This window comes from Streptomyces sp. SAS_270, from assembly GCF_052543295.1.
The window spans coordinates 155,414-175,386 of record NZ_JBMNDS010000010.1; the positions used below are offsets into that span (position 1 = coordinate 155,414).

15 protein-coding genes are annotated in these 19,973 nt (G+C 69.0%); 12 read left to right on the forward strand and 3 right to left on the reverse strand.

What is annotated here, in order from left to right; translation table 11 throughout:
- The first annotated feature begins 11 nt into the window (after window positions 1–11).
- The 4 genes from ACN6LB_RS09990 to ACN6LB_RS10005 all read left to right on the forward strand — a co-directional run bounded on the left by ACN6LB_RS09990 (window position 12) and on the right by ACN6LB_RS10005 (window position 5,621).
- Window positions 12–950, forward strand: a complete 939-nt coding sequence (locus tag ACN6LB_RS09990; protein ID WP_445025488.1) for an ABC transporter permease — start codon at window positions 12–14, stop codon at window positions 948–950.
- A complete protein-coding gene (locus ACN6LB_RS09995; RefSeq protein ID WP_445025489.1) occupies window positions 947–2,863 on the forward strand; it encodes a dipeptide/oligopeptide/nickel ABC transporter permease/ATP-binding protein in 1,917 nt (638 codons plus the stop codon). Before ACN6LB_RS09990 ends, ACN6LB_RS09995 begins: the two co-directional genes overlap by 4 nt.
- Window positions 2,860–3,927, forward strand: a complete 1,068-nt coding sequence (locus ACN6LB_RS10000; protein WP_445025490.1) for an oligopeptide/dipeptide ABC transporter ATP-binding protein — start codon at window positions 2,860–2,862, stop codon at window positions 3,925–3,927. Before ACN6LB_RS09995 ends, ACN6LB_RS10000 begins: the two co-directional genes overlap by 4 nt.
- Window positions 3,928–4,127: 200 nt before the next feature.
- On the forward strand, window positions 4,128–5,621 hold the full coding sequence (locus ACN6LB_RS10005) for a long-chain-fatty-acid--CoA ligase (protein ID WP_445025491.1): 1,494 nt from the start codon (window positions 4,128–4,130) through the stop codon (window positions 5,619–5,621).
- Window positions 5,622–5,875: 254 nt separating this feature from the next.
- Here the strand turns inward: ACN6LB_RS10005 and ACN6LB_RS10010 are convergent, their stop codons facing one another.
- Window positions 5,876–6,733 (reverse strand): response regulator transcription factor, encoded by an 858-nt coding sequence (locus tag ACN6LB_RS10010; RefSeq protein WP_445025492.1) that lies wholly within the window; start codon window positions 6,731–6,733, stop codon window positions 5,876–5,878.
- A gap of 176 nt (window positions 6,734–6,909) precedes the next feature.
- On the opposite strand from ACN6LB_RS10010, the gene ACN6LB_RS10015 reads away from it, so the two are divergent.
- The 6 genes from ACN6LB_RS10015 to ACN6LB_RS10040 all read left to right on the forward strand — a co-directional run bounded on the left by ACN6LB_RS10015 (window position 6,910) and on the right by ACN6LB_RS10040 (window position 14,116).
- Window positions 6,910–8,556, forward strand: coding sequence for an AMP-binding protein (locus tag ACN6LB_RS10015; RefSeq protein WP_445025493.1), 1,647 nt, complete (start codon window positions 6,910–6,912; stop codon window positions 8,554–8,556).
- A gap of 54 nt (window positions 8,557–8,610) precedes the next feature.
- Window positions 8,611–9,807, forward strand: a complete 1,197-nt coding sequence (locus ACN6LB_RS10020; RefSeq protein ID WP_445025494.1) for an acyl-CoA dehydrogenase family protein — start codon at window positions 8,611–8,613, stop codon at window positions 9,805–9,807.
- Between the two features lie 2 nt (window positions 9,808–9,809).
- The gene (locus ACN6LB_RS10025; RefSeq protein WP_445025495.1) at window positions 9,810–10,580 is read left to right on the forward strand and encodes an SDR family NAD(P)-dependent oxidoreductase; all 771 of its coding nucleotides are present in this window, start codon (window positions 9,810–9,812) and stop codon (window positions 10,578–10,580) included.
- Window positions 10,581–10,649: 69 nt separating this feature from the next.
- On the forward strand, window positions 10,650–11,402 hold the full coding sequence (locus tag ACN6LB_RS10030) for an SDR family NAD(P)-dependent oxidoreductase (RefSeq protein ID WP_445025496.1): 753 nt from the start codon (window positions 10,650–10,652) through the stop codon (window positions 11,400–11,402).
- A 35-nt stretch (window positions 11,403–11,437) separates the two neighbouring features.
- Window positions 11,438–13,144, forward strand: a complete 1,707-nt coding sequence (locus ACN6LB_RS10035; RefSeq protein ID WP_445025497.1) for a CocE/NonD family hydrolase — start codon at window positions 11,438–11,440, stop codon at window positions 13,142–13,144.
- 42 nt (window positions 13,145–13,186) lie between these two features.
- Entirely contained in the window at window positions 13,187–14,116 is a 930-nt protein-coding gene (locus tag ACN6LB_RS10040; protein WP_445025498.1) for an alpha/beta hydrolase, read from the forward strand.
- 545 nt (window positions 14,117–14,661) lie between these two features.
- Here the strand turns inward: ACN6LB_RS10040 and ACN6LB_RS10045 are convergent.
- Window positions 14,662–15,990, reverse strand: a complete 1,329-nt coding sequence (locus ACN6LB_RS10045) for a class I SAM-dependent RNA methyltransferase (RefSeq protein ID WP_445025499.1) — start codon at window positions 15,988–15,990, stop codon at window positions 14,662–14,664.
- 75 nt (window positions 15,991–16,065) lie between these two features.
- Window positions 16,066–18,114 (reverse strand): APC family permease, encoded by a 2,049-nt coding sequence (locus ACN6LB_RS10050; RefSeq protein ID WP_445025500.1) that lies wholly within the window; start codon window positions 18,112–18,114, stop codon window positions 16,066–16,068.
- A 457-nt stretch (window positions 18,115–18,571) separates the two neighbouring features.
- On the opposite strand from ACN6LB_RS10050, the gene ACN6LB_RS10055 reads away from it, so the two are divergent.
- Window positions 18,572–19,243, forward strand: coding sequence for a potassium channel family protein (locus tag ACN6LB_RS10055; protein WP_356139815.1), 672 nt, complete (start codon window positions 18,572–18,574; stop codon window positions 19,241–19,243).
- Entirely contained in the window at window positions 19,243–19,920 is a 678-nt protein-coding gene (locus ACN6LB_RS10060) for a potassium channel family protein (protein WP_445025501.1), read from the forward strand. The genes ACN6LB_RS10055 and ACN6LB_RS10060 overlap by 1 nt, the downstream gene beginning before the upstream one ends.
- Window positions 19,921–19,973 lie beyond the last annotated feature (53 nt).

The window sequence follows — 19,973 nt, forward strand, 5'->3', positions numbered from 1 at the left end:
AGAGGTGAGCGATGCTGAGACTCGTCCTGCGCCGACTGGCCTGGGCCGTGCCGCTGGCGCTCGTGGCCTCAATGATCTCCTTCGTCCTCGTGGCGTTCCTGCCGGGCGATGCCGCCCGCTCCCTGCTGGGGCAGAACGCCACCGCGGCCCAGGTGCAGGCTGCCCGGCACGAACTGGGTCTGGACCAGCCCCTGTGGTCGCAGTACTGGAGCTGGCTGGTCAAGGCGCTGCAGGGCGACTTCGGCACCTCACTGATCAACCGGCAGCCGGTGACAGCTCAACTCAACGACCGGCTCGCGCCGTCACTATCATTGATCATCGGTTCCACGCTCGTCGCCGCCATCATCGGGATGCTGCTGGGAGTACGCGGCGCACAGCGAGGGACCCTGGGCAAAGTGGTCACGTCGGGTTCGGTCATCGGCCTCGCCCTTCCCGACTTCTGGCTGGGCCTTGTGCTGGTCATGCTCTTCGCGGTGCAGCTGCCGCTCTTCCCACCCACGGGCTACGTACCGCTGCCCGAGGATCCGACGGCGTGGCTGAACTCCCTGGTCCTGCCGGTCGTCACCCTGGCCGTCCCGGCCACCGCCGTCATCGCCAAACAGAGCCGCGACGCCGTGGCGACCGCACTCGACCAGCCCTTCGTACGGACGCTGCGCGCGGCCGGCATCCCGGAACGGACAGTGGTCTACCGGCACGCGCTGAAGAACGCAGCGGTGCCGATCCTGACGGTGATCGGCACGGTGTTCGTCGGCGCGCTCGGCGGGACCGTGGCCGTCGAGACCATCTTCGCCATCCCCGGCCTGGGGAGCACCGCCGTCCAGGCGACCGCCTCCCACGACCTGCCACTGATCGAAGGAGTCGTCGTGTACTTCACGGTGATCGTCATCGCGGTGAACCTGCTCGTCGATGTCGCCTACCACCTCGTCAACCCGAGGGTGCGCACGTCATGACGCCGAAGTCGATGAACCTGGAGCGCCTGCGCCGCCTCGCCGGCCGACAACCGCTGGGTACCGTGGCAGCGACGTACCTGGCCCTGCTCGTCCTGGCCGGACTGCTCGCCTCCGTGATCGCACCGTATCCACCGGAGGAACAGGACCTGAGCACCGTCCTCAGCGGCCCCTCCGGTGCACATTGGCTCGGCACGGACACGGTGGGCCGCGACGTACTGAGCCGCCTGCTGTACGGAATCGACCCCGCGCTGACGAACACGCTCATCGCACTGACGGTGTTCCTGCTGGTGGGCGTGCCGCTCGGCATCCTGGCCGGATACCGGGGCGGCCGCCTTGACACCGCGATCAGCCGGGCGGCGGAACTGGTCATCGGCGTTCCCGCGATCATCATCGTCCTGGTGGTGCTCGGGGTCTCCTCCTCCAGTTCCACCGCCGCCATGGTCAGCCTCGGTGTGCTCGGCGCACCGGGTCTCCTACGGCTCGTGCGAGGCACCACCCTCGTGGTGCGCGAGGAACTGTTCATCACCGCTGCCCAAGTCGCCGGAGTGCGCCCGGTGCGCATCATGAGCGGCCACGTGCTGCGCCGGGTGTTCGGCCCGGTCCTCGCTCAGGCATCGGTGTTCGCGGGCGTCGGCCTCGGCTTTCAGGCCGCGCTCTCCTTCCTCGGCGTCATGTCCGGCGGCGACCGGGCGAGTTGGGGCGAGATGATCAGCCAGGCCGCCGCCGTCATCACCACCAGCGGGTGGCAGCTCGTTCCGCCCGGTGTGGTGATCGCCCTCACCGTCCTGGCCTTCGGCGTGCTCGGCGACTCCATCCGTGACGAAACAGTCGGCGTACGAACGCCTTCCGTTCCACGTCGGCGCTCGAAGGCGAAGGCAGACGGCCATGGCACGAAGACGACGCGGCAGGAACCAGCCGAGTCACAGCCGGACGACAGCCTGCTGCATGTCCGGGAACTCACCGTGACGGCCGGCCCCGACACCACCCTGGTCAGCGACGTGACCTTCGCCATCGGCGCCGGGGAGACCGTGGCGCTCGTCGGGGAATCCGGCTGCGGCAAGAGCATGACCGCCCTGGCGGTGCTCGGGCTGCTGCCAGACGGCGTGCATGTCTCGGGTGGCGAGGTTCTCTTTCACAGTACGGACCTCGTGGACGGCGGGCCCAGGGCCTACCGTGCCGTCCGCGGCTCCGGCATCGCCTACGTCGCCCAGGACGCCCTCGGCAGCCTCGACCCCACCCACACGATCGGCAGCCACCTGAAGGAAGTCATCCGCCACCACGAACGGAGCTCCGCATCAAAGACACACGCGCGAGCTGTCGAACTGCTCCACCAGGTCCGGCTGTTCGATGCCGACCGGGTCCTCACCGCGTATCCGCATGAAATCTCCGGTGGCATGGCGCAACGCGTCAACATCGCCCTCGCCCTGGCCGGCCGGCCGCGACTCGTGATCGCCGACGAACCGACGACCGCGCTCGACGTCACCGTGCAGGCCGAGATCCTCGCCCTGCTGCGCGAACTGCGGCAGAGCACCGGCATGGCGATCCTGCTGATAACCCACGACTGGGGGGTCGTCGCCGACATCGCCGACCGGGCCGTCGTCATGTACGCAGGCGAGGTCGTCGAACAGGCCGGTGTCGACCGGCTGTTCCGCACCCCTCGCTTCCCCTACACCGCGGCACTGCTGGCCGCCGACCCGAGCACCGCGGAGGAGGGGACGCGGCTGCCCACGCTGCCGGGCCGGGTGCCGCCCCCCGGGGCCTGGCCGTCCGGCTGCCGGTTCTCCGGCCGATGCGCCCACGCGCGCGAGCAGTGCACCCGCGGACCCGTTCCGCTGGTGCAGATCGATGACGGCACCGCCGCCCGCTGCATCCGTACCGAGGACCTCGTCCGGGAAGGAGCACTACCACGATGACCCAGGAACAGCCTCCGCTCCTGGACGTACGCAACATCAGCGTCGGCTTTCGGCGCAGGCGCCGCGACCCGCTGCTGCGAGCCCTGGACGACGTCAGCCTGACCGTCCCGCGCGGCACGACCATGGGGCTCGTGGGCGAGTCGGGATCGGGCAAGTCCACCCTCGCCAAGGCCGTGCTGGGCCTCGTCCCGACGCAGTCCGGCAGCGTGCGCCTGCTCGGCCGAGACACCACCCACCTGAAACCGACGGACAGAAGGAAACTCGGCAGCTCCCTGCAAGCCGTCTTCCAGGATCCCAACAACTCCCTCAACCCCTCCTACACCGTCGGCCGCAGCCTGGCCGAGCCGATGCGGGCCCAGGGCATCCGCTCCCGGGATGTCATCGCGCGTCGTATGGCAAGGATGCTGGAGGACGTGGGTCTGGACCCGGCAGCCGCCGTCAAGTACCCGCGTGACTTCTCAGGAGGACAACGCCAGCGCATCTCCATCGCCCGCGCCCTGATGACCGAGCCCCAACTGGTGATCTGTGACGAGTCCGTCAGCGCTCTGGACCTGTCGGTCCGGGCCCAGATCCTCAACCTCCTGGCCGACCTCCAGGACGCGCACGGTGTCGGCTACCTGTTCATCTCGCACGACATGTCCGTCGTCCGGCACATCTGCCACGACGTCACGGTCCTGTACCGGGGTCAGGTCATGGAAGCCGGGTCCACCCGCCTGGTGACCCGCGAACCCGCCCACCCCTACACGCGTGCACTTCTGCTCGCCGCCCCGGTGGCCGACCCCACCGCGCAACGGCAACGCCGCGCGAGCACCGCGGCAGGTGAATCTGCCAGCGCCGAGCCGCAGTCGGCGAATGGCTGCCCATTCGCCGCCCGTTGCCCGTTCGCCCAGCAACGCTGCCGAGATACCCGACCGGAGGCCCGCACGCTGGCCGACGGGCGGATCGTGGCCTGTCATCGTTACCCGGAATGGCAACGCGAGATTCCCGACAGCGCCTCACTGGCCCAGTCCCCGAACGCCGCCTGTGGACCGCCGACTTCCAGCGCTTTGCATCGGCCTGGCTAATACGACATCCACCAGCAGACCGGGGCGCCGTGGTCGAGGAGATCTTCGCGCCTGGATCCGTGATGACCTGATCACCGCGGTCGCCGGCCACTCTCCACGGTCTTCGGGGCGACGCTCATCGTCCTGAACCCGCAACGACTCAAGCCCCGCAGTACGGGCGACTTCGTAAGCATCACAGAGCATGAGCGCAAGGAGGCATCATGACCAATCTGGCGGAATTCCTGGTTCGGACGGCGAGCCGGTATGCCGAGCGACCCGCGCTCCGGCTGGGTACGGCGGTCACCAGCTACGCCGAACTGGACCGGCTGAGCGCGCAGACCGCCGCACTGCTGCGTGCTCAGGGGCTGCGGGACGGCGACCGGGTCGCCTTGATGCTGCCGAACGTGCCCGAGTTCGTGGTCCTCTACTACGGCATCCTGCGCGCAGGCGGGATCGTGGTGCCGATGAACCCGCTGCTCAAGGCACGCGAGACCGAGTACCAGCTGCGTGACTCCGGTGCTGTCCTGCTCGTCGAGTGGCACCTGGCCCCGGGCGAGGGCGGCCAGGGCGCTGCCGCCGCCGGTGTTCGCCGATTCGTGGTCGAGCCCGCCGCCTTCGACTCCCTGCTGACGGAACAGGAGCCGCGCCACGAGGTTGCTGCCACGGCCGAAGACGATGTCGCTGTGCTGCTCTACACCTCGGGCACCACCGGCGTCCCCAAGGGGGCCGCCCTCACACACGCGGGGCTGCGTCACAACACCGAGGTCAACGCCGTTGATGTGCAGCAGGCGACACCTCAGGACGTCTTCGTGGGCTGCCTGCCGCTGTTCCACATCTTCGGACAGGTCTGCACGATGAACGCCGCGGTGCACAGCGGCGCCTTGCTCACCCTCGTCCCCCGCTTCGATGCGCAGTCGGTGCTCGACATCATCGCCCGCGACCGGGCAACGGTCTTCCAGGGCGTGCCCACGATGTACGCGGCTCTGCTCCAGTGTCCGGACACCGCGGATGCGGACGTGTCCGGCCTGCGCATGTGCATATCGGGCGGCGCCTCCTTGCCGGTGGAGGTTCTGCACGGCTTCGAACGACGCTTCGGCTGCATGGTGCTGGAGGGATTCGGCATGTCCGAGACCAGCCCGGTGGTCACTTTCAACCAGCCCCACCGGCCGCGCAAGCCCGGCTCAATCGGCACTCCCATCCGCGACGTCGAGGTTCGACTGCTCGACGATGACGACCAGGACGTGGCACTGGGCGAGGTCGGTGAACTGGCGGTGCGTGGACCGAACTTGATGAAGGGTTACTGGAACCGCCCCCAAGACACCGCCGCCGCCATCCCCGACGGCTGGCTTCGGACCGGCGATCTGGCCCGGCAGGACGACGAGGGCTACCTCTACATCGTCGACCGCAAGAAGGACCTCGTCATCCGCGGCGGCTACAACGTCTACCCGCGCGAGGTCGAGGAGGTCCTGAACGAGCATCCCGCCGTGGCCCTCGCCGCCGTCCTCGGGGTGCCCGACGAACGGCTGGGCGAGGAAGTGGCGGCGGCAATCGTCCTGCGCCCGGGAACCTCGGCCACAACCGATGAACTTCAGCATTTCGTCAAGGAACGGGTGGCTCCCTACAAATACCCGCGCCATCTGTGGCTGGTGGATGCGCTGCCAATGGGACCGAGCGGGAAAATCTTGAAGCGGGAGATCTCGGTATCGGTCAACTGATGGGCGCACTTGGTGCTCCGAGGCGAATGCGGGTCATCGCAAGAGCCAAAAAGGCGTAGCTACTGATGTATCCATCGTGGGAAATCTGTCGGCATCCTCGATTTCCTTCGTGCAGGCACCAACTACACAACCGTGTGAGCATCTCCCACGCAGCGACGCCGTCGGAGATCTTCACCGTCGGCCCCGCCGCGCCACCTGCCGTGACTGGGTCAGGCCATGCGGCCCCCGGGACGTCCGTCTCGTCGCCGACGCCCCTACGGCAGCAGACCCTGCCGTCGCGCGGTGACCACCGCGGCGAAGCGTGTGCGAGCGTCGAGCTTGCGCATCACGCTGCGCAGATACGCCTTGACGGTCTCGGCCCGGAGACCGAGGCGTCGACCGACTTCTGCGTTGGTGCAACCAAGGGCGACCTGGGCGAGCACGTCGAGTTCTCTGGGGGACAGCGGTGTGACCGGCTCGGGCTCCGGTGCTGTGCCGAGAGCGGCCAGGCGCCGGGATGCTGCTCCCAGCCGGGCGCGGAGTTCGTCGTCCTCGACGGCCTGGGCGATCAGCCGCAGTTCGGCGTGGAGTTCGCGGATCTCCTCGACCGTGAACCGTTCCCCGGCGGGTTCGCTCTGCGCGACGCGCAGCAGGTTCAGGCGCCGGTCGACCTCGTCCCGTACCGCGACCTCACCGGCCAAGTGCCGTGACGCGCCCATGACTTCGTCCGTCGCCCGGTCCCCGAGGGGTGCTGCGCCCCGCGTGGCGCCGTACAGCACGCCGCGCACGGCACCGGCTACGACGACGGGTACGGCGACGACGGAGCGGATGCCCTCCGCGAGCACCGGGGCGTCGTAGTCGTGCGTGATCGACTCGTCCGCCCCGTAGTTGGCCACGATGGCCGGCCGCGCGCTGGCCAGGACCCGTCCGCCGAGGCCGGCTTCCGTGCGGACGTCGAGGCCGCGCAGCGCCGGAGTACGGGCACCGACGAACTGCGAAAGGTTCAGCAGGTTCCCCCGCACCTGGCCTCCGAAGACGACCGGGAAGCGCGAGCGCTGGTGGAGCGCCCGCAGCGTCTGCCGGAACGCGTCCCCGTCGTCGGGCCGCAGCGAGGTGTCCGTGCTGGGGTGCATTGCGCTTGCCCCTTTCCGGGGGTAGTCGGCGCCGAGCGTAACGCGCAGCATATGACCGCAACGCGCAGCTTAAGCCGGGGTAACGCCACCGCAATAGTCCCTGTAGGCAAGAAAGGAAGTGGATTGTTATGACCTCTCAGGGTCATTCCGCTGATGTGCAGGAGAACCCTGGTCCTGTGGCAGCGCCGGAGCGCCGGGTGCGGGAATTGCTCGATCTCTACGCATCACCGGACGCCTGCGCCGCTGAATTGCTGTGCGACCGTCATCCCGAGGACGCGGTGGCCTTCACGGTCGTGGACGCGGACCTCTCCGCCGAGGACCTCACCTACGGGCAACTGCGCCGGGAGTCCGCCCGCTTCGCCGCCGCGCTGGCCGATCTGGGTGTCGAGCCCGGGGACGCGGTGGCCACGCTGATGGGCAAGTCCGCCGACCTGGTCGTGGCACTTCTGGGCATCTGGCGGCGGGGCGCGGTACACCTTCCGCTGTTCACGGCGTTCGCCCCGCCCGCCATCGCACTCCGGCTCGACGCCGGCCGCGCGAAAGCCGTCGTGGTCGACGCCGACCAACGCGCCAAGCTCGCGCCCGGCGACGACATGCCGGCCGAACCGCCCTGGCTGACCGTGGTCGCCGGTGACACCACGGACGCGATCGACCTCTCCCTCGCCGGTCTGCTCTCTCGCTACACCGGCAGTGAGCCGCAGGGACAGGCGGTCGCGGTCGGCGGCGACGGTCCTCTGGTGCAGTTGTTCACGTCCGGCACGACGGGCGCGCCGAAGGGTGTTCCCGTGCCGGTCAAGGCACTGGCCTCCTTCCAGGCGTACCTGGAGTTCGGGCTCGACGTGCGCCCGGACGACGTGTTCTGGAACGCCGCCGATCCCGGCTGGGCGTACGGCCTGTACTACGCCGTCCTCGGCCCGCTGGCCGCCGGCACCCGGAGTCTGCTGCTGCATGCGGGCTTCAGCCCGGCCCTCACCTGGCAGGTGCTCCACGCCTTCGGCGTCACCAACTTCACAGCCGCGCCCACCGTTTACCGCAGTCTCAGGGCCGCCTCGGCCCCTGCTGCGGAGGGCGTACGGCTGCGGCGGGCCTCCTCGGCCGGTGAGCCGCTCACGCCGGAGGTCGTCTCCTGGTCCGAGCAGACCCTGGGGGTGGCGGTACGCGACCACTACGGGCAGACCGAGCACGGCATGGTGATCGTGGGCGGTTGGGCCGATGCCGTACGGGCCTCGGTTCCGGCCGGTTCGATGGGCAGGCCGCTGCCCGGCTGGTCGGCCGAGGTGCTCCACGACGACCGAGATGAGCCCGCGCCGCCGGACACCCTGGGCCGCGTCGCGATCGACGCCACCAGTAGCCCCTTGCTGTGGTTCTCCGGGTACGCGGAGGCGCCGGAGAAGACCGCCGAGCGCTTCAGTGCCGACGGCCGTTGGTACCTCACGGGCGACGCGGGTCTCCGGGACACCGATGGCAACTTCTTCTTCTCCGCCCGCGACGACGACGTGATCATCATGGCCGGGTATCGCATCGGCCCGTTCGACGTCGAGAGCGTGCTGGTGCAGCACGAGCATGTCGTCGAAGCCGCCGTCGTCGGGGTGCCGGACGCGCTGCGTGGCGAGGTCCTTGAGGCGTACGTCGTGCTGCGCGACGCGGCGACGGGCGACGCCGCTCTCGCCGAGGAGCTGCAGCTCCTGGTCAAGCGCACCTTCGCCGCGCACGCCTATCCCCGGACCGTGCACTTCGTCGACCGGCTCCCCAAGACTCCCAGCGGAAAGATCCAGCGGTTCCTGCTCCGTGAGCAGCGGGCCCGGGAGCTCCGCGAGTCCTGACCCGTCTTCGGCACACCCTTGTTCCGTCCGTTCCGTTCCGTGGAGGTCTACCCCATGTCCCACGCCCCCGTGTCCCGACTGCTGCCGACCGAGGAGGCGGCCGAACTCCTGGAGCTGACCCGGGCGATCGCGGACAAAGCACTGGCTCCGCGAGCCGCCGAGGACGAGTCCGCCGAGCGGTTTCCGCGCGACGTGTTCCGCACCCTGGGCCGCGCCGGGCTGCTCGGGCTCCCCTTCCCCGAGCGGTGGGGTGGCGCCGGAATGCCGTACGAGGTCTACGTTCAGGTGCTCGAGGAGATCTCAGCGCGCTGGGCCAGCGTCGGCGTCGGCGTGAGCGTGCACGCGCTGTCCTGTTTCGCGCTGACGCACCACGGCACGGACGACCAGCGCGGGCGATGGCTGCCGGACATGCTCGGTGGCGAACTGCTGGGTGCGTACTGCCTGTCGGAGTCCCACGCCGGCTCGGACCCAGCCGCGATGCGCACCCGCGCCGTACGCGACGGAGACGGGTATGTGCTGCGTGGTGAGAAGGCGTGGACCACGCACGGAGGTCACGCCGACTTCTACACCGTCATGGCGCGCACCAGCGACGACCGCAGCCATGGCATCTCCTGCTTCCTCGTCCCGGCCGACGCGCCGGGCCTGTCAGCCGACCCTCCGGAACGCAAGATGGGCCTGACGGCGCAGGCCACCGCGACCATGCGCTTCGACGACGTACGGATCTTGGCGGAGCGCAGGATCGGCACGGAGGGCCAGGGCCTACCCATGGCGCTCGCCGGTCTCGACGCGGGCCGGCTGGGCATCGCGGCCGTCGCCGTCGGCCTGGCCCAGGGCGCACTGGACGACGCCGTGGCCTACGCCAAGGAGCGCGAGTCGTTCGGGCGGCCGATCATCGGCCACCAAGGGCTGGCGTTCCTGCTCGCCGACATGGACGCCGCCGTCGAATCCGCCCGCGCGACGCTGCTGGCAGCGGCGCGGCGCAAGGACGCCGGTCTGCCGTACAGCCGCCAGGCCAGCATCGCCAAACTCGTCGCCACCGAGGCCGCGATGCGGGTCACCACCGACGCCGTCCAGGTGTTCGGCGGGGCGGGCTACACCCGGGACTTCCCGGTGGAGCGGTACATGCGCGAGGCGAAGGTCATGCAGATCTTCGAAGGGACCAACCAGATCCAGCGCCTGGTAATCAGCCGGGAACTCGCCCGCGGCCGCCGAGGCCCCGCCGCTCACCTCATCACCCCCGAAGGGAACTGACCATGCATCTCAACGGAACCGCCGCCCTCGTGACCGGAGGCGCCAGCGGCCTCGGCCGCGCGACCGCCGCCGAACTGTTGCGCGCCGGAGCGAACGTGGTGATCGCCGACCTCCCCTCGTCTCCGGGAAAGGACGTCGCGGCCGAACTCGCCGCCATCGGCCCCACCGTGCGCTTCGTCCCCTGCGACGTGACCGATACCGACGCCGTCCAAGCGGCCGTGGACACCGCTGCCGAGACCGCACCGCTGCGTACGGTCGTGAACTGCGCGGGAGTTGCGACACCCGGCCGCATGCTCACCCGGAGCGGGCCGCTCCCTCTGGACGACTTCGCCCGCGTCGTCAACATCAACCTGACCGGCACCTTCAACGTCTTCCGACTCGCGGCTCACCGCATCGCGGAGACGCAGAGCGTGGACGGCGAACGCGGGGTGCTCATCGCCACAGCCTCCGTCGCCGCGTACGACGGACAGGTCGGCCAACCCGCCTACGCCGCCTCGAAGGCCGGCGTCGCCGGGCTCACCCTGCCACTCGCCCGCGAACTGGCCCGGCACCAAATCCGGGTGGTCGCGATCGCGCCGGGCCTCTTCGACACCCCACTGATGGCCGGCCTCCCCGAGGAAGCCCGTGACTCGCTGGGCCAGCAGGTGCCCCACCCCGCCCGCCTCGGCGACCCGTCCGAATTCGCGGCACTGGCCCGCCACATCACCGAGAACCCGATGCTGAACGGCGAGGTCATCCGCCTCGACGGCGCGATCCGCATGGCCCCACGGTGACCGTCGCCTGACCGGCGCATCCAGACCAAGTCCATCCGCGCACCACCGAGCTGGAACAGGAAGGGCACCATGCGGTTGAAGGACAAAGTCGCCATCGTGACCGGGGGGACCGGGAGCCTCGGATCGGCGATCAGCCGGGTATTCGCTGCGGAGGGGGCACGTGTCGTCAACGCCGAGATAGCTTCCGAAGGCGGGCAGCAACTGGAGTCCGACATCGCCGCCGCAGGTGGGCAGGCGAACTTCATCGAGTGCAACATCACCAAGCGGCGCAGCTGGAGCAGGATCGTCGACCACGCGAACAGCTTCTATGGCGGCATCGACATCCTCGTCAACAACGCCGGGCTCAGCAGCACGATCACTGACGACCCGTACGACGACGCCGTGCTGCGCCAGATGCTCGACATCAACCTCCAGGCCCCGCTCCTGGGCATCCAGGCCACCGTGCCGAGCATGATCGAGCGCGGCGGCGGCTCCATCGTCAATATCAGCTCTGTGGTGGCCCTCGCGGCCCTGGACTCCGGCCACTTCGGATACACCGCGGGCAAGGCGGGTCTCGCCGGTGTGACCCGCGCAGTGGCCGGCCGGTACGGCGCCCACGGCATCCGCGCCAACAACGTCTTCCCCGGCGCGATGCCCGCGATGCGCCGCCATGTCGATCCCTCACCCGAGGACTCCCGCAGAACGATCGAGGAACGGGCCGCGCTCAAACGCATCGGAACCCCCGATGACATCGCCTACGCCGTGCTGTACCTCGCCTCCGACGAATCCGCCTACGTGACCGGAACCGATGTCGTCGTGGACGGCGGCGTACTCATCCGCTGACCATCACCTCCGCATGAACACCCCCGGAGCGACCTGTGAGTCATCTCTACGAGAAGTCGACCATCGCGATGCGGGACGGTACCGCCTTGTCCGCCATCGTGTTCCGCCCCTCGTCCGGGCAGGCCCCGGCCCTGCTGATACGCACCCCGTACGGCATCACCGCATCGCCCTGGGCCGGCAACGGCGGTGCGATCCCCAGCCTCGTCGCCTTCCTCGACGCGGGCTATGCCGTCGTCTGGGTCGAATGCCGCGGAACCCACGGCTCCGAGGGTGAGTTCGTGCCGCTCGTCGATGAGACGGACGACGGGTTCGACACGCTTGAGTGGATCGTCGGCCAGCCATGGTCCAACGGCGCCGTGGGCATGTACGGGCCGTCCTATTCGGGGATGACGCAGTGGGCCGCGGCGGGCAGCGGCCATCCCGCCCTCAAGGCGATCGTCCCGATGATGTCGGCCATGAACTGGTACCGCGGCACCACCTACAGCCGAGGAGGTGCCTACTCGCCGACCATCGCCTCCGGTTGGGCGGCGATGATGGAGGCGGCAGACGAGGTGCGCAGCATGCGGCGGGGCCAAGGGGATCCCGCGAAGCTGGCCGAGCTGTCCTCGCTCGTGGTCGACGGATCGGCCGTGGCCGAGGCGGCACCACTCGCCTCCCACCCTGCCCTCGGCCGGGTCCTCTGGTTCCAGGAGTTCGTCACCCATCCTTCGATGGACGGCTTCTGGGAGGCCCGCGATCTCTCCCTCCGCATCCACCGCATGACCGCACCCGCGCTGATGATCGGCGGCTGGTACGACTTCTTTCTCGCCGAACTGCTCAGCGACTTCCGCCGGTTCCAGCACGAGGCGGCCACGGACGATGCCCGCCAAGGCTCCCGCCTACTCATCGGCCCCTGGGACCACTTCGACCTGCAGATGAACGCGCACTTCCCGGACCGGGACTTCGGACTCGGCGGCTCAGGCCAGGCAGCCGACATCACGGGGGAACACCTCGCGCACTTCGACCGCTGGCTCACCTCCGAACCGGCTCGCGCCCAGCAACCAGCGCCCCGGGTCAGGATCTTCGTGATGGGTACGGATGAATGGCGCGAAGCGGATGCCTGGCCGTTCCCCGGAACCCGCGATGCCGCCTACTACCTCGATGACGGCCTCCTCACCCCTCTGTCGCCCGCGCAGGACATTCGGCACAGCTACGTATACGACCCGAGAGACCCCGTACGCCACGGCGATCTGTCACGGCTCTCCGCTCCCTACCAACCGTCGGATCACGCCGGCGACGAAGAGCGCCCCGACGTCCTGTCCTTCGCAACGGCCCCCCTGGCACACCCCGTCGAGGTAATCGGCCACGTGTCGGCCACACTCTTCGTCTCGACCGACGCCCGCGACACCGACTTCACCGCACGCCTGATCGACGTCCACCCCGACGGTCGAGCGATCGGCCTCTGCGACGGCATCGTCCGCCTGCGCTACCGGAAGAGCCTGGCCATGCCCGAGCCGGTGGTGCCGGGCACCGTGTACGAGGTGACCATCGACATGGCCGCCACCGCGAACGTCTTCCTGCCCGGCCACCGGATCCGGGTCGACATCTCCAGCAGCAACTTCCCGCGCTACGACCGCAACACCAACACCGGCGGAGACATCGCGACCGAATCGCTCGACGACGCCGTAGCCGCCACCAACACGCTGCGGATCGGGCCTGAATACCCCAGCCGCGTGATCCTGCCGATCGTCACCTCGACGTGACAGCAACGGCTAAGAAGCCCCCTATCGAAACGGAGTGGATAGATGACGAGCCCAGAACTGAAAAGCGTGGTCTCGTCGTTGATGGAGGCCAAGGCGCAACTCGCGGGCATGCCCATGCCGGAGGTGGAGGAAATACGGCGCGCCACGACCGGCTACCTCGCCAGCTTCCCCGAAGTCGAAGGCGTGGAGATAACCGAGACGTCGGCCGGGGGCGTTCCGTCGGAATGGACGACACCCGCCGGGCTGAAGAGCGACGACGCTCGGACACTCCTGTACTTCCACGGCGGCGGTTTCATCCAGAACTCGCCGACCACTCATCGACGGATCGTCTCCACTCTGGCGATACATGCCGGTCTGCGGGCCCTCAGCATCGACTACCGGCTCGCGCCCGAGCACCCATATCCCGCCGCGATCGATGACGCGGTCACGGCCTACACCTGGCTGATCGACAGCATGGGCACCGACCCGGAGGCCATCGTCCTCGCCGGGGACTCGGCCGGCGGAACGATCGTGGCAGCGCTGCTGATCCGACTGCGCGACGAAGGCCGGCCTCTTCCCCGCGCCGCCTACCTGATCTCTCCCGCACTCGACTTCGCGGCAACGGGTGAATCCATACGCACCCGCAGGGATACCGACCCCATGATGACAGGCGAAACATTGGGTTTCGTCACCCAGCACTACCTGCAAGGCGGCGAAGACGTAAAGGATCCGAACGTCAGCCCGTTGTACGCCGAGCTGCACGGGCTCCCCCCGCTGCTCATCCAAGTAGGCGATCGGGAGATGCTGCTCGACGATTCGAAACGATTCGCCAAGAAGGCCGAGCAGGCCAGCGTTTCTGTGGAACTCGAGATCTGGGATGACGCATTTCACGTTTTCCAGTTCCACGTCGGCGTGTTCCCTGAAGCGGAAGAGGCGCTACACAAGGCCGCAACCTGGATAAGGAGTCAACAGCGAGTCGACCCGTCCAGTTGACCGTCAGCCCCTCTCGCAAGAAGAACTGATCGACCCGACCGATGCCGAACTCCTTCATGCTTGTGCGCAATGAGGGGACGCCCGGCTCACCGAGCAGTTCAGCGGCCTGAGCGCTTGTCCGGCCCGCTCAGCCTTCGCGGAGCTGGTACTCCGTAAGGCCATCACTGGCCGACGGCGACCAGGCAGTCTCGCGCCCGTGGCCGCGCGGCCACGGGCACACCAACATCCAGCAGCGGACCGCACCAACTCGTCTCCCTCAGGAGACGATCCACCTCTGAGCCGCAGGTCAGAAGGACGGCAAGCAGGCCCGCAAGCAGACAAAGAGCCTGCTGCCGTTCGGCACGAGCGGATCAGCGACGCCGCTCAGCGTCACCCTCCCCCAGCGCCTCGCCACACTGGCCTGGTGTCCACACCCTGACCAGCCACAAAACACCTGACACCCCATCAGAACGAGCGTCAAATGAGCGTCACGAGCGTCATTTCGGCGTCAAGATATCGCCCGTAACGCCCACACCGCACATACTGCGCACGCGCAAAGTCGCAGGTCAGAGGCCCTTCGCGACCGGTTCAAGGATCGCCACGCACTCCACATGATGCGTCATGGGAAACAGATCGAACGCCCGCAGCGTCCGCACCTTGTACCCGCCGTCCCGGAAGTACCCGAGGTCCCGGGCCAGCGCGGCCGGGTCGCAGGCGACGTAGGCGATGCGGCGGGCGCCGAGGGCGGACAGGTGTTCCACGGTCTTCTTGCCGGCGCCGGCGCGCGGCGGGTCCAGGACGACCAGGTCGACCTCGGTGATGCCGGTGCGCGGGAGGACCGCCTCGACCTTGCCCTGTTCGATGCGGACGCGGTCGAAGGCGGCGAGGTTGTGGCGGGCGTCCTCGACGGCGCGCTTGCCGGACTCGATGCCGAGGACCGCGCCCTTGTCACCGAGGCGGTCGGCGAGGGCGCCGGCGAAGAGGCCGACGCCGCAGTACAGGTCGAGCGCCATCTCGCCCTTGCGCGGCAGCAGGCCCTGCATGACGGCCTTGACGAGGGTGTCGGCGGCCATCGGGTGGACCTGCCAGAAGCCGCCGCTGCCGACCCGGTGCGTACGGCCGTCGGCGCGCTCGCGCACGAACCCGCGGCCGTGGACACGGTGGATGCCGCCGTCGTGCTCCTCGACGCGCATCACGGAGACGGGCTTGTCGAGCTCGACCAAGGGGAGGCGGGCGCCGGGCCGCGGTTCCAGGATCACCATGCGGTCCTGGGAGCCCGTCGCGGCGATCGCCTCGACGGACTGCATGCCGGACCAGTCGCGCTCCTCGATGCCCAGCTCGCTGACGCCCGGCGCGGCGATCATGCAGTGCTCGATCGGCTCGACCTCGTGCGAGCGGTGGCGACGCAGTCCGGCGTTGCCGTCGGCGTCCACCGCGTACTGCATGCGCGTACGCCATGCGGGCACCTCGCCGGCCGGGAGCTTGTCGCCCTCGGCGGGCATCACCGTGCCGTCCCAGCCCACCTCCTCGGGGGTGAGACCGGCGAGCCGCTGCAGCTGCTCGGCGATGACCTCGCCCTTGAGGCGGCGCTGCGCACCCGGCTTCGCGTGCTGCCAGTCGCAGCCGCCGCAGCGGCCCGGACCGGCGTACGGACAGGGAGCCTCGACCCGGTCCTTGGACGGCGTCAGGATCGTCACGGCGTCGGCGCGCAGGAAGCGCGCGCCCTCCTCGCCGTCCGTGACGCGCGCCACGACCCGCTCGCCGGGCAGCGCGTGCCGGACGAAGAGGACCTGGCCCTCGTCGGTACGGGCGATGCAGTGCCCGCCATGGGCGACGGGGCCGATCTCGACCTCGTACTCCTCCCCCACCAGCGAATTCTTCGGTTCTGCCTGCATGGTGGGGTGACTCCAGGAAAGAGAAGGGGGAACGGCCGGACAACAGCCCACCAGTCTACGTGCTCACGGCACCCCTCAATGCTTCGCGCTGTGCTCCTTGGCCCGCTCCTCCGCGGGTCCCCGGCGCACCGCACCCGGCGCGTTCCACTCCTGGCGCCTGCGGGCCCGCAGCTTGGCGCGCTCGGAGGACTCCAGCTGGTAGGGCACGGACGTCACCATGACGCCCGGGGTGAACAGCAGGCGACCCTTGAGCCGCAGCGCGCTCTGGTTGTGCAGCAGGTGCTCGTACCAGTGGCCGACCACGTACTCGGGAATGATCACGGACACCGCGTCGCGCGGGGACTCCTTGCGCAGCGATTTCACGTACTCGATGATCGGCCGCGTGATCTCGCGGTAGGGCGAGTCGAGGACCTTCAGCGGTACGTCGATGCCGCGCCGCTCCCACTCCTCGCGCAGCGACTTGGTCTCCGCCGGGTCGACGTTGACGGTGAGCGCCTCCAGGGTGTTCGAGCGCATCAGCTTGGCGTAGGCCAGGGCCCGCAGGGTCGGCCGGTGGATCTTGGAGATCAGGACGACCGAGTGGACCCGGGAGGGGCGGACGCTGTCGTCGCTCGGGCCCTCGGGGGCCGCGATCTCCTCGGCCACGCGGTCGTAGTGCTTACGGATCGCGGTCATCGTCGCGTAGAAGATGCACATGCCCAGCAGGGCGACCCAGGCGCCGTGCGTGAACTTGGTGACGAGGACGACGACCAGGACGAGGCCCGTGAAGAACGCGCCGAAGGCGTTGATGGCCCGGGAGCGGACCATGTGGCGGCGCTTGGCCTGGTCCTTCTCCGTCGCCAGGTGGCGGTTCCAGTGCCGGACCATGCCGGTCTGGCTGAGCGTGAAGGAGACGAACACGCCGACGATGTAGAGCTGGATCAGGCGTGTGGAGTCGGCGCCGTAGATGACGACGAGCATGGTCGCCGCGCCCGCGAGCAGCACGATGCCGTTGGAGAAGGCGAGGCGGTCGCCGCGGGTGTGCAGCTGGCGGGGCAGATAGCGGTCCTGGGCGAGGATCGAGCCGAGCAGCGGGAAGCCGTTGTACGCCGTGTTGGCCGCGAGGAAGAGGACCAGCGCGGTGGCGGCGGCGAGGACGATGAACAGGAAGCTGCCCTTGCCGAAGACCGCCTCGGCGACCTGTGAGATCACCGGGTTCTGTACGTAGTCGGAGCCGATCGCGACGCCGTTGTGGATCAGGTCGGTGGCCGGGTTCTCGGCCATCCGGACCTTGGTCGTCATGGCGAGGGCGATGATGCCGCAGAACATGGTGACGGCGAGCAGGCCCATCGCCGCCAGCGTGGAGGCGGCGTTCTTCGACTTGGGCTTGCGGAAGGCCGGCACGCCGTTGGAGATCGCCTCGACGCCGGTGAGCGCGGCACAGCCCGAGGAGAAGGCGCGAAGGAGCAGGAAGACGAGGGCGAAGCCCGCGAGCCCCTCGTGCTCGGCCTTGATGTGGTAGTCGGCGGTCGGCGCGCGCATGGTGTCGTCGAGGACGAGCCCGCGGAACGCGCCCCAGGCGATCATGATGAAGACGCCCGCCACGAAGACGTACGTCGGGATCGCGAAGAGCTTTCCGGACTCCTTGACTCCGCGCAGGTTCATCAGCGTGAGCAGCACGATGACGATGACGGCGCACAGCACCTTGTGCTCGACCACGAAGGGGACCGCGGAGCCGAGGTTCTCGATGCCGGAGGCGATCGAGACGGCGACCGTGAGGACGTAGTCGACGAGCAGGGCGCTGGCGACCGTGAGGCCCGCCTTCGGCCCGAGGTTGGTGTTGGCCACCTCGTAGTCGCCGCCGCCGCTCGGGTAGGCGTGCACGTTCTGCCGGTAGGAGGCGACGACCGTGAACATCAGCACCACGACCGCCACGGCGATCCAGGGGCTGAAGTGGTACGCCGAGACACCCGCGATGGACAGGACCAGCAGCACCTCGCCGGGCGCGTACGCCACGGAGGAGAGCGGGTCGGAGGCGAACACGGGTAGGGCGATGCGCTTCGGCAGGAGCGTTTCCCCGAGCCGGTCACTGCGCAGTGCGCGCCCGATGAGGATCCGTTTGGGCACGTCGGTCAGTTTGGACACGCAGAGGATCGTATGCGTTCGAACGACGGCCCGCCCACCCTCCCCGCTCGAGTGGCGCTGTGGCGGCCCGGAGTCTGCTCTCCGAGTGAATTCACGGAGGGGTCCCGCTGCGGATTGCGCGGGCGGCGGGATCCGCGTGTCTATATGACAAAACCCCCCGCCTTTTCCTCTTTTCTTGATGGAGGTTCCATGCACACGACCGCGGAGCTCATCGGCGCTGCTGCCGGACTCGTCGGCCTCGGATTCCTGACACTTGCCAGCGTCCGCAGCATCAGCCGCCGCTGATCATCGGGATCCGCGGCGGCTGATCGTCGGGGTCGGCCGAGCACCGATCGTCGAAAAGCCGCAGGCGAGCGTGCACGGGGGTCCCCCCGTGGACCGTGCGTGTGTACCTTGGGCGGCGGTCTGAGACCCTGTTCGGACCAAGTCAACGACTATTGACATCGGAAGGACGGTCGTGCACATCGTCATCATGGGCTGCGGAAGAGTGGGTTCCGCTCTTGCCCAGACCTTGGAGCAACAGGGGCACACGGTCGCCGTGATCGACCAGGACCCCACCGCCTTCCGACGACTGGGCTCCGGGTTCGGCGGCCGTCGTGTCACTGGAGTGGGCTTCGACCAGGACACCCTGCGCGAAGCGGGCATCGAGGAGGCGGGCGCCTTCGCGGCCGTCTCCAGCGGTGACAACTCGAACATCATCGCCGCCCGGGTGGCGCGCGAGATGTTCGGCATCGAGAACGTGGCGGCGCGCATCTACGACCCGCGCCGCGCCGAGGTCTACCAGCGCCTGGGCATCCCCACCGTGGCCACCGTCCGCTGGACGGCCGACCAGATGCTGCGCCGTCTGCTGCCGTCGGGCGCCGAGCCGCTGTGGCGCGACCCCACGGGCGGCGTCCAGCTCGCCGAGGTGCACGCCTCCGCCGCGTGGGTGGGCCACAAGATCAGCCGGCTCCAGGACGAGACCGGTGTGCGTGTGGCGTTCCTCACCCGGTTGGGCGAGGCGATGCTGCCCTCGTCCCAGACGGTGCTGCAGGAGGGCGACCTGGTGCACGTGATGATGCGTACGGACGACGTGGACAAGGTCGAGGCGGCGTTCGCCAAGGGCCCTGAAGAGGAGGGCGGTCACTGATGAGGGTCGCCATTGCCGGTGCCGGCGCCGTGGGCCGCTCGATCGCGGGCGAGCTCCTGGAGAACGGGCACGAGGTCCTGCTGATCGACAAGGCGCCGACCGCCATCTCGGTCGAGCGTGTCCCGCAGGCGGAGTGGCTGCTCGCCGACGCCTGCGAGATCACCTCGCTCGACGAGGCGGCGCTCCAGCGCTGCAACGTGGTCATCGCGGCCACCGGCGACGACAAGGTCAACCTCGTCGTCTCGCTGCTCGCAAAGACCGAGTACGGGGTCCCGCGGGTCGTCGCCCGCGTCAACAACCCCAAGAACGAGTGGCTGTTCAACGAGTCCTGGGGCGTGGACGTCGCCGTCTCCACCCCGCGCCTGATGTCGGCCCTGGTCGAGGAGGCAGTCAGCGTCGGTGACCTCGTCCGGCTGCTCCGCTTCAGCCACGGCGACGCCAACCTGGTGGAGCTGACGCTGCCGGAGGAGTCGGCGCTGGCCGGCACGCAGGTCGGCGACGTGGAGTGGCCCGAGGACACCTCCCTGGTCACCATCATCCGCGGCACCCGTGTCCTGACGCCGTCCAAGGAGGACTCGCTGGAGGCCGGCGACGAACTCCTCTTCGTGGCCGCCCAGGCCCGCGAGGAACAGCTGGAGGACCTGCTGTCGGTGCGCCGCGAGGACGCCACGAGCTAGTCGGTTCCGCTCGATACGCCTATACGAGGAGGGGGCGCCCGGAGGTCTCCGGG

What these genes read in the sequence shown, in the direction of transcription:
- ACN6LB_RS09990 (WP_445025488.1), top strand. Translation starts at nt 12, where the DNA reads ATGCTGAGACTCGTCCTGCGCCGACTGGCCTGGGCCGTGCCGCTGGCG.
- ACN6LB_RS09995 (WP_445025489.1), top strand. Translation starts at nt 947, where the DNA reads ATGACGCCGAAGTCGATGAACCTGGAGCGCCTGCGCCGCCTCGCCGGC.
- ACN6LB_RS10000 (WP_445025490.1), top strand. Translation starts at nt 2,860, where the DNA reads ATGACCCAGGAACAGCCTCCGCTCCTGGACGTACGCAACATCAGCGTC.
- ACN6LB_RS10005 (WP_445025491.1), top strand. Translation starts at nt 4,128, where the DNA reads ATGACCAATCTGGCGGAATTCCTGGTTCGGACGGCGAGCCGGTATGCC.
- ACN6LB_RS10010 (WP_445025492.1), bottom strand. Translation starts at nt 6,733, where the DNA reads ATGCACCCCAGCACGGACACCTCGCTGCGGCCCGACGACGGGGACGCG.
- ACN6LB_RS10020 (WP_445025494.1), top strand. Translation starts at nt 8,611, where the DNA reads ATGTCCCACGCCCCCGTGTCCCGACTGCTGCCGACCGAGGAGGCGGCC.
- ACN6LB_RS10025 (WP_445025495.1), top strand. Translation starts at nt 9,810, where the DNA reads ATGCATCTCAACGGAACCGCCGCCCTCGTGACCGGAGGCGCCAGCGGC.
- ACN6LB_RS10030 (WP_445025496.1), top strand. Translation starts at nt 10,650, where the DNA reads ATGCGGTTGAAGGACAAAGTCGCCATCGTGACCGGGGGGACCGGGAGC.
- ACN6LB_RS10040 (WP_445025498.1), top strand. Translation starts at nt 13,187, where the DNA reads ATGACGAGCCCAGAACTGAAAAGCGTGGTCTCGTCGTTGATGGAGGCC.
- ACN6LB_RS10045 (WP_445025499.1), bottom strand. Translation starts at nt 15,990, where the DNA reads ATGCAGGCAGAACCGAAGAATTCGCTGGTGGGGGAGGAGTACGAGGTC.
- ACN6LB_RS10060 (WP_445025501.1), top strand. Translation starts at nt 19,243, where the DNA reads ATGAGGGTCGCCATTGCCGGTGCCGGCGCCGTGGGCCGCTCGATCGCG.